General features: G+C 63.7%; 9 protein-coding genes. 7 read left to right on the top strand and 2 right to left on the bottom strand.

Annotation, left to right across the window (positions count from 1 at the left end; genetic code table 11):
- Positions 1-242: 242 nt before the first annotated feature.
- The 5 genes from AC1VS5_RS08335 to AC1VS5_RS08355 are packed head-to-tail and all read left to right on the top strand — an operon-like array spanning position 243 to position 6,295.
- Positions 243-3,107 carry a proton-conducting transporter transmembrane domain-containing protein gene (locus tag AC1VS5_RS08335; protein WP_329739205.1) on the top strand — a complete coding sequence of 955 codons (2,865 nt, stop codon included), beginning with the start codon at positions 243-245 and terminating at the stop codon, positions 3,105-3,107.
- Between the two features lie 9 nt (positions 3,108-3,116).
- A complete protein-coding gene (locus AC1VS5_RS08340; RefSeq protein WP_481218325.1) occupies positions 3,117-3,767 on the top strand; it encodes an NADH-quinone oxidoreductase subunit B family protein in 651 nt (216 codons plus the stop codon).
- A gap of 9 nt (positions 3,768-3,776) precedes the next feature.
- Positions 3,777-4,499, top strand: coding sequence for an NADH-quinone oxidoreductase subunit C (locus AC1VS5_RS08345; protein WP_481218326.1), 723 nt, complete (start codon positions 3,777-3,779; stop codon positions 4,497-4,499).
- A 1-nt stretch (position 4,500) separates the two neighbouring features.
- Entirely contained in the window at positions 4,501-5,589 is a 1,089-nt protein-coding gene (locus AC1VS5_RS08350; RefSeq protein ID WP_019127443.1) for a hydrogenase large subunit, read from the top strand.
- A gap of 4 nt (positions 5,590-5,593) precedes the next feature.
- The gene (locus tag AC1VS5_RS08355; RefSeq protein WP_019127444.1) at positions 5,594-6,295 is read left to right on the top strand and encodes a 4Fe-4S binding protein; all 702 of its coding nucleotides are present in this window, start codon (positions 5,594-5,596) and stop codon (positions 6,293-6,295) included.
- Positions 6,296-6,474: 179 nt separating this feature from the next.
- Here the strand turns inward: AC1VS5_RS08355 and AC1VS5_RS08360 are convergent, their stop codons facing one another.
- The gene (locus AC1VS5_RS08360) at positions 6,475-8,049 is read right to left on the bottom strand and encodes a Mur ligase family protein (RefSeq protein ID WP_481218327.1); all 1,575 of its coding nucleotides are present in this window, start codon (positions 8,047-8,049) and stop codon (positions 6,475-6,477) included.
- 327 nt (positions 8,050-8,376) lie between these two features.
- On the opposite strand from AC1VS5_RS08360, the gene AC1VS5_RS08365 reads away from it, so the two are divergent.
- Positions 8,377-9,195 carry a tyrosine-protein phosphatase gene (locus AC1VS5_RS08365; RefSeq protein ID WP_481218328.1) on the top strand — a complete coding sequence of 273 codons (819 nt, stop codon included), beginning with the start codon at positions 8,377-8,379 and terminating at the stop codon, positions 9,193-9,195.
- 233 nt (positions 9,196-9,428) lie between these two features.
- Here AC1VS5_RS08365 and AC1VS5_RS08370 read toward each other — a convergent pair whose 3' ends face one another.
- The gene (locus AC1VS5_RS08370; RefSeq protein ID WP_481218329.1) at positions 9,429-11,657 is read right to left on the bottom strand and encodes an LTA synthase family protein; all 2,229 of its coding nucleotides are present in this window, start codon (positions 11,655-11,657) and stop codon (positions 9,429-9,431) included.
- 321 nt (positions 11,658-11,978) lie between these two features.
- On the opposite strand from AC1VS5_RS08370, the gene AC1VS5_RS08375 reads away from it, so the two are divergent.
- A complete protein-coding gene (locus AC1VS5_RS08375) occupies positions 11,979-12,854 on the top strand; it encodes a nitroreductase family protein (RefSeq protein WP_481218330.1) in 876 nt (291 codons plus the stop codon).
- Positions 12,855-12,910: the final 56 nt, after the last annotated feature.

A 12,910-nucleotide genomic window follows, 5' to 3' on the forward strand; every position in this document is an offset into this window, starting at 1 on the left:
GCCTGGTAGTGGGGGAGAGCCCTGCCGAGGCTAGCTGGCCGCGGGGAGGCCGGGCCTGCGTGGCGATGAGGCGGCAGCCCAGGCCCGGATTGGGCGCGCCGTTGCGCAACGCATTGCCGTTCACCGCCGAATTCCTACCGCACGGGGGGTCAAGTTAGCTACAATATGTAAACGTTTGGTGTGTTGAGGAGGCACACGAATAAAACCCGTCTTATCGGATCCATGGATTGAGGAGGAGACACATGAGTCTCATCGCGGCGCTTGTCGCCGTACCGCTCATCGCGGCGGTACTGCTCATGCTGTTCCGGAGCGAATCCCAGCGCAACGTCATTACGATTGCGGCGGCAGCGATAACGGGTGTTACCGCTGTGGCGTTCGCGGTGCAGTACCTGTTCGTCGGCCACGTATCCTTCGCGTTGCCCCAGGAGACGAGCTACATCGCTACCTGGGTATTCACGGCGATCGACATCGTGCTCTGCGCGGTCATCTTGTGGCACGCCGTGCGTTACAAGAACCGGCTTGCGCTCGTTCTCGGCCTCGTTCAGACCGTTGGCGTGATCGCGTTCGCAAACATGACGCTCTCCGAGGGCGCCGGTCACATGCTTCCCGAGCCGCTCTACAGCGATCAGCTCTCGGTGATCATGGTGCTCATCGTGGGCCTTGTGGGCAGCGCCATCTGCGTCTACGCGCTCGGCTACATGCACGACTTCCAGCATCATGAGCCCGCCGGCGCGCCCGACCGCCGCCACTTCTTCAGCGCGCTCATGTTCATCTTCCTCTCCGCGATGTTCGTCATCGTGCTCTCCGACAACCTCGAGTGGCTCTTCACCGGCTGGGAGATCACGACGGTCTGCTCGTTCCTCATGATCGGGTACACCCGCACGGACGAGGCCATCAAGAACTCCTTCCGCCAGATCAACCTCAACATGATCGGCGGCCTGGCCTTCCTCGCGGCCCTCATCATGCTCCACTTCGGCGGTATCGAGCTCTCGCTCGCCGCGTTCATCGAGACGGCGAGCACCACCCAGGCCGCCGTGCTCATCTTCCCGATCCTGCTGCTTTCGGTTGCGGGCCTCACGAAGGCCGCGCAGATGCCGTTCCACAGCTGGCTCCTCGGCGCCATGGTGGCCCCGACGCCCACGAGCGCCCTGCTCCACTCCTCCACGATGGTCAAGGCCGGCGTTTTTCTGCTGGTTAAGCTCGCGCCCGTTTACATGGTCTTCCCTGCGGCCTCCATCATGGTCGTTACCGTGGGCGGCGTGACCTTCGTGCTCTGCAGCTTCATGGCCATCAGCCAGAGCAACGCCAAGCGCGTGCTCGCGTACTCCACGATTGCGAACCTCGGCCTCATCGCCGCCTGCGCCGGCGTGGGCATCGCCGAGGCCGCTTGGGCCGCGGTCTTCCTCATCATCTTCCATACGGTGTCCAAGTCGATCCTGTTCCTGTGCGTGGGCACGGTTGAGCACCGCATCGGCAGCCGTAACATCGAGGACATGGACGGCCTCTTCAGCCGCCTGCCGCGCCTCACCCGCTTCATGATGCTCGGCATCCTGGGTATGTTCGTGGCGCCGTTCGGCATGCTCATCTCCAAGTGGGCCACGCTCGTCTCGTTCGCCGAGACCGGCAACGTGGTCTTCCTCATCCTGCTTGCCTTCGGTTCCGCTGCGACCTTCTTCTTCTGGGCCAAGTGGCTCGGCAAGCTTGCGGGCGTGGCCCAGAAGGCCGAGAACGTCGAGGCGGGCGTGCATCGCTCGGAGTGGTTCGCCATCGGCTCCATCGCCGTGCTCATGCTCGCGTGCTGCCTTGGCCTGCCGGCTATCTCCCTCGGCGTGGTCTCCCCGTACCTCGAGGCTACGTTCGGTAGCAACCCGCAGTTCCTCGGCGTGGACAACATGCTCATCATGGCGGTCATCGTAGCGTTCATCGCCATCGTCTTCCTCACCCCGTGGGGCCGCGCGAGCAAGAAGCGCCGTGTCGAGGTCTACCTGGGCGGCACCTGCACCGATCCGGACAGCCGTCGCTTCCACGGATCCATGGGCCGCACCATGACGTCCACCAAGCGCAACTGGTACATGCAGGACATCTTCCCCGAGCATGCCCTCACCAACGTGGGCGTGATCGTGTGCCTGGGCATCATCCTTATGGCCTTTGCCGCCTGCTTCATCTTCAACACCGACGTGCTCACCGGCGGCACGTTCTATGTTGAGCGCCTGCCGCGTCTCGTGGGCCCCGGGCTTCCCGGCCTGCTGCTCGGCGTTGTGGTCTTCGCCGTCTGCGCGCCTGTTATCGGCTGCCTGCTCGACGGGCTCGACCGCAAGGTGAGCGCGCACATGCAGGGGCGCGTGGGCCCCAAGCTGCTGCAGCCTTACTATGACGTGCGCAAGCTCCTCGCCAAGGAGCAGGCGAGCGTCAACGCGGTGGACGAGGCGTACATCACCTGCGCCATCATCTTCTGCCTGCTCGCGGGCGGCATGTTCATCTCTGGTTCCAACCTGCTCATGTGCGTGTTCCTGGTTACCCTGGCCACGCTCTTCGTGATCATCGCGTCGTACTCCGCGCGGAGCCCCTTCGCCGATACCGGCGCGGACCGCGAGTGCCTGCAGGTGATGAGCTACGAGCCCATGCTCCTCATCATGACCGTCGGCTTCTTCGGCGCTACGCAGTCGTTCGATACCGCGTCGCTCCTTACGCTCGAGCAGCCGATGATCATCTCGCTCATCCCGATCTTCCTGGGCTTGCTCTTCATCCTCACCATCAAGCTGCGCAAGAGCCCGTTCGACTACTCCTATAGCCACCATGCGCACCAGGAGCTCGTCAAGGGCATCACGACCGAGATGGAGGGCCGCACCCTCGCCAAGGTCGAGATCATGCACTGGTGCGAGACGGTGCTCTTCCTCATGTGGGTGGGCATGTTCTTCATCTGGGATAACCCCATCTCTTTTGTGGTTGCGTTGGCGGTCGTGGCCCTCACCTGGTTCTTCGAGGTGTTCATCGACAACAACAGCGCGCGCACCAAGTGGCAGTTCGGCCTTAAGTACGCGTGGCTCGTGGCGCTCGTTGCGGGCGTCATCAACCTGTTCTACATGCTTATCACCCCGTTCATCTAAGGAGAGCATATGGGTTACGCATCCAAATCGCCGTGGCTCATCCATTACGACGGATCGAGCTGCAACGGCTGCGACATCGAGGTGCTCGACTCGCTCATGCCGCTCTATGACCTCGAGCGCTTTGGCATCATCAACACGGGCAACCCCAAGCATGCGGACATCTTCCTCGTGACGGGTTCGGTGAACCACCAGAACATCAACGTGGTGAAGCACATCTACGAGCAGATGATGGAGCCGAAGGTCGTCGTGGCGTGCGGCATCTGCGCGTGCACGGGCGGCGTGTTCCGCGATTGCTACAACATCATCGGCGGCGTGGACAAGGCTATTCCGGTGGACGTGTACGCGCCCGGCTGCGCGGTGCGCCCCGAGACCATCATCGACGCCGTGCTTAAGGCCGTTGAGATTTTGGACGAGAAGGCGAAGCGCTTGGCGGCGGGCGAGGACCCGGCGACGATCGGCAAGCCGATGCCCGAAACGCCGAACGCCCCGGTTGACGAGCGCCATGCTGCGGCCGAGGCTACGGCGAAGGCCGCGCCGGCCGGCAGCAAGGCGGATGCCGGCGCTAAGGCGGCCGAGGGCCCGAAGGCTACCGGCGGCCCGAAGGCCGGAGAAGCTAAGACCGAGCAGCCCGCGGCTGCGACCAAGCAGACGAACGAGTAGGAGGCGCGGATGTACACCACCGAGTATGTAACCATCCCGCTGGGAGAGCTGCTCACGCGCGTGCAGACCTTCAAATACGAGGGGCTTCGCTTCGTGCAGATGGCGGCCGAGACCACCGCACAGGGTATGGACCTCTTCTACACCTTCTATGACGAGGTGAACGATAAGGCCATCACGCTCGACATCTACGATATCGACGAGACGAGCGAGGTGCCCTCAATCCAGAACATGTACTTCACGGCGTTCAGCTACGAGAACGAGACGCAAGACCTGGTCGGCGTGAAGTTCGTTAACATGAAGCTCGACTTTGGCGGGCACTTCTTCAATGTGGCGGTTGATTCGCCCATGACCGTCATCACGCCCGAGCAGAAGGCCGAGCGCGAGAAGGCGGCCAAGATCGCTGCCGCTAAGGCAGCCAAGGCGCGCAAGGCAGCAGAGGAGAAGTCTGCGGCCGAGGCCGATGCCGCCGCCGCGGCCAAGATTGCTGCTGTGGAGGCCGGCAAGAGCGCTGCCAGCGTTGGCGACGTTGCCGACCCGGCCGCAGCTGCTGCTCCCGCGAGCGCCGCTGCCGCGGATGCGGGCGATGCGGGTGCCGATGCCCCCGCCGCCAGCGCCCCTTCGGCCGACGACCGCGCCGCCAAGATTGAGGCAAAGCTTGCGGCCATGGATCCCGAGAAGGCAGCCAAGGTGCGTGCCGCCCTTGCGGCCCGCGCTGCAAAGGAGGCGAAGTAGCGTGGCAACCCGTTCCGTCATCCCCTTCGGTCCGCAGCATCCGGTGCTGCCGGAGCCGGTGCACCTAGACCTTGTCGTTGAGGACGAGCGCGTGGTGGAGGCCATCCCGCAGATCGGCTTCGTGCACCGCGGCTTGGAGAAGCTCGTGCAGAAGCGCGACTTCAACCAGTTCGTGTACGTTGCCGAGCGCGTTTGCGGCATCTGCAGCTTCGGCCATGGTTACGGCTATGCGTCGGCAACCGAGAAGCTCATGGGCATCGAGATTCCGCGCCGCGCTGAGTACCTCCGCGTGATTCTGGAGGAGCTCTCCCGCTGCCACTCGCACCTGCTGTGGCTGGGCCTTCTGGCCGACGCGTTCGGATTCGAAGCGCTCTTCAACCACTGCTGGCGCCTGCGCGAGACCGTACTCGACATCTTCCAGCGTACGTGCGGCGCGCGCATCATCCTTTCCATCACGATCGTGGGCGGCATGGCGCACGACATCAGCGACGAAGACCTCAAGTGGGTCTGCGAGCAGCTTGAGGGCCTCAAGCGCGAGTATCGCGAGATCGTGGACACTATGTTCAACGATGTGACCGTGCGCGAGCGCCTGTGCGGCGTGGGCTACATCAGCTTCGAGGACGCGCTCGAGCTCTCGATGGTCGGTCCGTTTGCCAAGGGCTCGGGCATCGAGCACGACATGCGTACCACCGGGTACGGCGCATACGGCGACCTGGAGCACTTCGAGCCCATCATCTCGACCGAGTGCGACTGCTATGCTCGCTGCAAGGTTCGCTGCGAGGAGGTCTTCCAGTCCATCGACATCATCGAGGAGCTCGTGAAGAAGATCCCGCACGACGGCATTGGCGGCAAGCCGAAGGCGAAGGTGGTCCCCGAGGGCCAGTCGCTCGTCATGATCGAGCAGCCGCGCGGCGAGGCGTTCTACTACGTGCGCGGCAACGGCACCAAGAACCTCGACCGCTTCCGCATGCGCACTCCAACTTCCCAGAACCTGGGCGGTCTTGTGCGCGCGCTGCAGGGCGTGGACCTGGCCGACGTGCCCATGATTATCCTGACCATCGACCCGTGCATCAGCTGCACAGAGAGGTAGCGCAATGGGAACCTTCAAGCTGGGCAAGATGACGCTGCGCTCGCTGTTCCATAAGCCGGCGACGGTGCGCTATCCGTACGAGAAACGCGATCTTGAGACGCTCTTCCCGCATATGCGCGGCCATGTGGTGAACGATATCGACACCTGCATCCTGTGCGGCATGTGCCAGCGCGCGTGCCCGGTCGACGCGATTGTCGTGGACCGCAAGGGCGGTGACTGGACCATCGATCCGTATCGCTGCGTGCAGTGCGCGAGCTGCGTGCGCGAATGCCCCAAGGATTGCCTCTCGATGGGCATCTTGCCAACGGAGCCCACGACGGAGCTCACAACGGTGACGATGCACAAGGATATGCCCGCCAAGCCGGCTGCGAAAGCCGGTGCGAAGGGCGCCGCTGGTAAGGCTGCCGGCGCTGGGGCCGCGAAGCCCAAGCGCGAGCTGACGCCCGAGCAGCAGGCGCGCGTCGAGGCCGCCCGCAAGGCTGCGGCGGCCAAGAAGGCCGCGAAGGCTGCCGAGGGCGAGGGCGCCAAGGCGGCTGGGAGCGGAGATGCCGCCAAGGCGGCTGAGGGCGCCCCTGCGGCAGATGCTGCGCCCGCCGACGACCATGTCGCTAAGATGGAGGCCAAGCTCGCGGCCATGGACCCCGAGAAGGCCGCCAAGGTGCGTGCAGCCCTTGCCGCCCGCGAAGCCAAAAAGGCAGCGGAGTAACTGTATGCAGATATAGGTGCGGGGTTTTCCCGTGCGAACGCCCCGGTGTGCGAGCCTCAACGGCTCAGCATGCCGGGGCGTTTTCGTGTAGGCTCCCCCTGTGAATCGTACACACCGGGTGTCTGCGTTTCACGTTTCTGTTGAATCGTACACACCGGGTGTCTACGTTTCACTGCTTGTTAGGAGGCGAGCAGGCGCTTGGCGATGGAAAGGTCGCTTTCGACCTCGGGATACTCGTCGCCGCGATGCTGGCGCGTTTCGTCACCCTTGGCGAGGAGCAGCACGACGGCATCGTCGGTGCCAGCGCGCGCCACATCGAGGGCGTGTGCGACGGCTTCCTCACGGTCGCAGATGACCTCATGATCAACGTCGGCCGGGGTGTGGGCGGAGAGCTCCGCACAGATATCCTCGACGCGCTCGTGCGCCGGATCCTCTTCCGTATAGATGATAAGGTCCGCATATTTGCCCGCAACGCGCGGCAGCGCCTCGCGCCGCTCCTGTGCCTTGCCGCCCGGCGCGCCAAAGAGCGCGATGATGCGCCTGCCTGGATATTCACGCTTGACCGACGAGAACAGCGTCTCGAACGAAAGCTCGTTATGGGCATAGTCGACGAGGGCGATAACATGCTGGTCGGGCGTTGCCACGATCTCCATGCGGCCGGGCACGCGTACATGAGCAAGGCCGCGCGAGATGGCGTCGTAGCCAATCCCGAGCAGGCGCGCGCACGCGATGGCAGCGAGTGCGTTATCTACGTTAAAGAGGCCCGCCATGCCGAGCGCGATGGCGTGCGTTTGGGGGTGCGCGGGATCGAGGCGGTCGACAACCTCGAAGGTGAGTTCTAGGCCGGTAGACCGTGCGTTCAATGCGGCAAAGGTGGCGTCGTTGGCGCCTCGCGCGCTGGCCGTAACGAGGCGCCGCGCCTTTTCGGCAGCCGAAAGCACACGAGGGGCGTGCTCGGCGTCGATGTTTACCACGGCGGTCTCGCACTGGTCGAAAATGCGCAGCTTGCTGGCGAAATAATCCTCAAAGGTAGGGTGCTCGACGCCCGAGATATGGTCGCGGCCGATGTTGAGAAAGACGCCAAGGGAAAGCGGCACGCCGAGCACGCGATCGTACTTCAGCCCTTGGCTCGAGACCTCCATGACCATGTGGCGCCGGCCGGATTTCACGGAGTTCCACAGATGCCGCCAGAGCTCGGGGGCCTCGGGCGTGGTGTTGTGGCTCTCGTAGTGCTCGATGCCGTCGTCGGTTTCGATGGAACCAAGTACCGATGGGGTCTCGCCGGCGGCGAGTAGGATAGAGCGAAGCATATATGCGACGGTCGATTTGCCCTTGGTTCCCGTGATGCCTACGATGTCGAGCGCTTGCTCGGGATGCTGGTAGACGACGGGTGCAACGAGGGCCATCGCCCGGCGAACGTCGGACGCAACGATATGCGGCGCTCCGGGGGCCACCAGCTCGAGCTGTTCAAGGAGCGCGGCGTCGTTGGGGCACAGGTAGGCGCAGGCCCCGCGTTCGATCGCACTAGCGAGAAAGGCGGGGCGAAACGCTGCGCCCTTACACACGAAGAGGTTTCCGGGTTGAACTTCCCGAGAGTCGACCGTCATGCCGCGCACGGTTGCTTGTTCCGCGGTGCCACTCGCAGCGAGCTGCGCATCGACGCCGCCTGCCCTGATTGCTACGATAAGGTCGTCGAGGGAGATGGATGCGAGCTCTGTGCGAGCCAGGTGCGAATCGGTGTGTGATGCGGCCATGGGTGCCTCCTCTGGCAACGAGCTTACCGCAGCGTTACGCAAGCAAAACAGGGAAATCAAACCATCTCATTATACTTAAGGCTTTCTCGCATGCGCGCGGGCGTGCAACGGCGCGCAGCGGCGCGCGGACGTTCGCTTGGGCGCGCGCGGACGTTCGCTTGGCGTTCATGCGCGCAGGTGCGACCGCGCGCTCAGCGTGTAGCGACGTGTGGGCGTGCAGCGGCGTGCGTTCGAGCGCGAGCGGGCGCGCCCGCGTTTCGGTGCAGGCGTGCGCCGGACGCTCGGCACGGGGAGCGCTTGGCGCGCATGCGTGGGCGAAAGGATGACATGGCAGGAACGGCGCCGAACAACCCATCTGAAAGCACGTCCCGCTTTCAGGGCCTTGTGCTTCGAGGTGCGCGCAACGTGCGCGACCTGGGAGGGTATCCCTTCGTGGCCGAGGGCGGGCAAACCGGGACCACGGCGCACGGGGCATTCCTGCGGGGAGATGCACTCGGCGGCCTGCGCACCCAGGACTTCGCGCGGCTCGACCGGTACGGCTTGCGCCGGGTTATCGACGTTCGCAGCTCATTCGAGGTGCGCCATTGGCCAGATCCGTACGCCCCGGGCAGGCGCGGCGCGCGGCAAAACGTCGAGTATATCCACATCCCCATGCTCGATCAGCTCAATTCGAGCGGGCTGCGCGGCCAAGTTCCGCGACGCATGTCGGACGTGTATCTCCAGCTGCTCGATAGCGATGCGGAGAGCTTCCGTCTTGTGATGGAGGCGCTGGATGGTCCGGGCTGCGCGCTCTTCCATTGCCGTGCGGGCAAGGACCGGACGGGCGTGATTGCGATGCTGCTACTCGGCCTCGCTGGGGTAGACGATGCCCAGATCGTCGCGGATTACGCTGCGACAGGGGAGTACATGTCGTTTTCCATGCATGCGCAGCGCGTGTTCGTTGCGGTGGTGCTGAGGCGCCGCGTGCCGCGCAGCCTCTTCGTGGCGCAGCCGGCAGAAATGGAGCGCACGCTCAGCCATCTTCACGAGCGCTATGGTACGGCGCGTGCCTACTTGCAGGACTACGCCGGGTGCAAGCCGGCGCTTCTCGATCGCCTGGCCGCCCGCCTGCGGGGCAGCGACGAGGCTCTGGCTGCAGCGCGGTAGCGGGCAGGTGGCGGACAATAGCGGGCGGAGGCTGGGCGATAGCGGAAGAACGGCAATCGGCGGCGCCGGTGGCGGGCCTGCCGCACGCTACGTTTTATGATTGCAGGTTTTGGGCACTTCAGCAGGCGGGTGCTGAGTAGGCCAATAATCGGCAAGCCTTCTACCTGCGCTTTTGCCGTGCGCCATCCGTTTATATCTGATGGCGCACGGCTGGAGTGCCCAAAACTTGAAAGTTATTTGATTTTCGTCGTGCCCGGCGCGAGGTTGGGGTTGGTTTCGTTCGCCGCGCCCTGGAGCGTCTTGGTGAAGACGCTGTCCCCGTGGTCGAAGAGCTTCAAGTACTGCATCTTCGCAAGGTCTTCGCGCGCCTTGCTGGCGGCAGCAAGCGCATCGGAAAGGGAGCCTCCGTCGCCGCTCGTGTCGGTGCCCGTGAGATACCATGAGCCGTTGCTGTCCTGGTAGCCGATGATATTGATCGCGGGCATGCTCTCGCGCAGCGAGAGCTGCGCCTTCTGGTAGTCGCTCAGCGGGGCGCCGATGAGGTTCATGACCTCGGCTCCGAGGAAGTTGGTCGAGATATCCTCGGTGCTACTCGTCTGCTCGCGGCCCGCAACGTCGTAGTTCGCCCAGATCACATAGCTCGTGTGGTACAGGCGCTCGCTGTGAGTTGCCTCATCTTCGTTCTGGTACCACGCGTCGTTGAAGTCCGAGGGGAAGAACGGCTGGTGGTCGCCGAAGAACACCACGACAACCGGACGGTCGAGATTTTGCAGCTTGCCGATGAACTCCTCGAGCGCCTGGTCGGACTGCTCGATGAGCGCGAGATACTCGTTGACCTCGGGGTCATAGGTGCCGTCGATGAGGTAGTTCGTCTGGATGTTGCTTGGCAGAAGCCCGGTGTCGTAGCCGGAGTGGTTCTGCATCGTCACGTCGAAGATGAACTGCGGGCTATCGTCGGTCTGCAGCATCTCGATGATCTTGTCGTAGGTGGCGGCGTCGGTCACCATGCCGCGCAGGGTGTCGGCGTCCTGGAAATCCTCGATAGCAAGGAACTGGTCGAACCCGAAGTCGTTGTAGACGTTCTCGCGGTTCCAGTTGGTGGCGTGGTTGGGGTGCATGGCCGTGGTCTTGTAGCCAAGGTCGCTGAACTGCTGCGCCAGGTTCTCAGCGTGCGTGAGGTTGTAGATCGTGTACGGATAGACGCCCTGCCCAAGGTATGCCATGGAGTTGCCCGTGAGGAACTCGAACTCGGTGTTGCAGGTGCCGCCTCCGTACGCCGAGACGTACAGGTCGCCGCGCTGCACGGCGTCATCGATGCTCTTGAAGTACGTGGGCCCCTCGTAGCCTGCGTGGAGGTTCTGGTATACGGAGAGGTCGGAGAACGTCTCGTTCATGATTACGACGACCGCGGGCTTCTCCTCGCTGAACTGCTGCGAGGCGGCCGTGCGCTCGGCGCTCGATCCCTCGCCGGCATCGTACTCCGCGGCGTACTCGTCGATGAGGTCTTGGGCAAGCTCGGCGGTGTAGCCGTCGGGCTTACGGGGCTGGATGGTCTGCGCGCTCGAAACGAATGATGGGATGAAGCCCTGGCGGTAATAGCTCTCGAGCGGGCGCCAGGTATACACCTGAATGCGCAGGACATTGTAATAGTCGATAAGGGTTACGTGCCCGATCACGCCACCGAGGCACAGCACGCCAATGAGCAGGTTGAGCAGGAACTTCTTGCGCGACCGATGCTCGCGGTCCGGGCGAAGCACTGCGGCGTAGCTCGAGACGATCATGGCAAGCGCGAAAAAGACGATGCCGTACAGGCAGTACGACGAGAGCTCGAACACGTAGCCGGCGCCAACAGCCGCGGCGGTCGCGATGGCGGTGAGGTCGCCGGGCTGGATGGGCTGCGACTTGAAGAGGATGACGAAGTACTCAGCGATGCCGATCGCGAAGAACACGAAGGCGGCGATGGCGGGTGCGGCGCCACGCCGCTGGAACAGGTAGAACACGCCTGCGACGATAGCCGTGACGAGCGCGACCTCGAGCAGCAGGCAGAGGGGGTACATCCAGAAGATGTCATGGTTGCTGGGGATCTCGAGCGCGTGGGTGGAGAAGATGCCCGCAACGACCATGGCGAGCGCCGTGGCGATTTGCGGGTGCGCCCAGCGACCCTCGGGGGAGAGGAACGCGACGACCTGCTTACCCAGGCGCGGCCGAGCCACCGAGAGGTACACGCACCCGGTGAGCACGATGTTCATGATGATCGGGGCGATCGGCTCGTTTTGCACGAGTCCCAGGGTGCTCCAAACGGCGACGAAGATCTGGATGGCGAAAAACACGATCGCCCAAGCGATGCTGCTGCGCTGGAGGGGCATGCGCTCGCTCGAGGCGGCTTTTGCTTGCTTGAACTCGCGTACTCCAAGCACGATGCTCGCGATGGCGGCGATGCACGTTATGATGGCGACGAGCATGAATGGCTCCTTTTGGTGGCGGGCGAGACCTTATAAAAAGCTAACGCGCCCTTCATCGAATCTTTGCGACAACAAGTGTCCATAGTACCCCGCGATTGTCGAGATTCTATCGACAAACAGGGGCTTTGCAATAATTAAGCTGTTTCTTAAGCGGCGCGTCGCCGAAGCAGCGCGATGCATGCGCCGTGCGGTCGCCTTGTGTTGGACGGAGGGCCCGACCGGGCACGGCTGCGAGCGCGCGGTTGCAGCCACGGCGCCACGGCAGTGCGCGGGTGCGGCCACGCCGACGACATCACACGACAAGCGAGGGGATGGAGCGTTATGGAGAGACGAACAGAAGCCCAGAGTGCTTTCGAGCGCGGGGAAGAGCCGAGCGAAGGAGGCGCGCGGCCAGCGGAGGCGCGCGCGTGGAAGCGCGATGTGCTTGAGGTCATCGAGGCACGCTCCTCCACGAGAAAGTTCGCGCAGGACCCGTTGACAGACGAGCAGCGCTCCGCGGTCTTGCATGCGGCTACGCGCGCGCCGTCTGCGGGCGCGATGATGATGTATTCGATCATCGATATCCGCAACCAGGAAACGCTGGATCAGCTGGCGGTGCTCTGCGACGACCAACCGTTCATAGCAACGGCGCCTTGGGCGCTCGTTTTTGTGGTCGACTATGCAAAATGGATCGACCTGTTTGAGCATGCGGGGTGTTTTGAGCCATCGTTTGTCGAGCAAGCGGGAAAGAGCCCGCGGCGTGCTCCCGGCATGGGGGAGTTCGCCATCGCTGCACAGGATGCGGTCATCGCGGCCCAAACGGCGGTCATCGCTGCCGAGGCGGTGGGGCTGGGGAGCTGCTACATAGGAGATGTGGTGGAAAACGCCGAGGCGGTGGGCCGTTTGCTGGACCTGCCTGCCTATACCCTTCCCCTGTCGATGCTCGTATTGGGCGTTCCGGCAAAGGAGCGCCCCGCGACACCGCACCCCGTTGAGAACATCGTCATGGCCGAGCGCTACCGCCGAGCCGATGCCGCGACCATGGATAAGCAGATCGCCGAGATGGATGCGATGTTTCGCCCCCATGCGCGGGAGGCGGGGGAGCGCGTCCGCGACATCTACACGCGAAAGCACACGAGTCCCTTCATGGCGGAAATGGGGCGCAGCATGGGCCGGTGGTTTAAGAACTGGACCGGCGAGGAGCCGCTGCAAGGCTAGGGACGCTGGGCGAGTCGGTGGGGGCCACCGCAAGCTAGAGCTGCGGGGTGGTGGCC

The sequence above is a fragment of the Enorma sp. genome, from assembly GCF_982429025.1.

Bases quoted from the DNA above. Each gene is read 5' to 3' on its own strand.
- AC1VS5_RS08355 (WP_019127444.1), top strand. From the start codon at position 5,594: ATGGGAACCTTCAAGCTGGGCAAGATGACGCTGCGCTCGCTGTTCCAT.
- AC1VS5_RS08375 (WP_481218330.1), top strand. From the start codon at position 11,979: ATGGAGAGACGAACAGAAGCCCAGAGTGCTTTCGAGCGCGGGGAAGAG.
- AC1VS5_RS08340 (WP_481218325.1), top strand. From the start codon at position 3,117: ATGGGTTACGCATCCAAATCGCCGTGGCTCATCCATTACGACGGATCG.
- AC1VS5_RS08365 (WP_481218328.1), top strand. From the start codon at position 8,377: ATGGCAGGAACGGCGCCGAACAACCCATCTGAAAGCACGTCCCGCTTT.
- AC1VS5_RS08360 (WP_481218327.1), bottom strand. From the start codon at position 8,049: ATGGCCGCATCACACACCGATTCGCACCTGGCTCGCACAGAGCTCGCA.
- AC1VS5_RS08345 (WP_481218326.1), top strand. From the start codon at position 3,777: ATGTACACCACCGAGTATGTAACCATCCCGCTGGGAGAGCTGCTCACG.
- AC1VS5_RS08370 (WP_481218329.1), bottom strand. From the start codon at position 11,657: ATGCTCGTCGCCATCATAACGTGCATCGCCGCCATCGCGAGCATCGTG.
- AC1VS5_RS08335 (WP_329739205.1), top strand. From the start codon at position 243: ATGAGTCTCATCGCGGCGCTTGTCGCCGTACCGCTCATCGCGGCGGTA.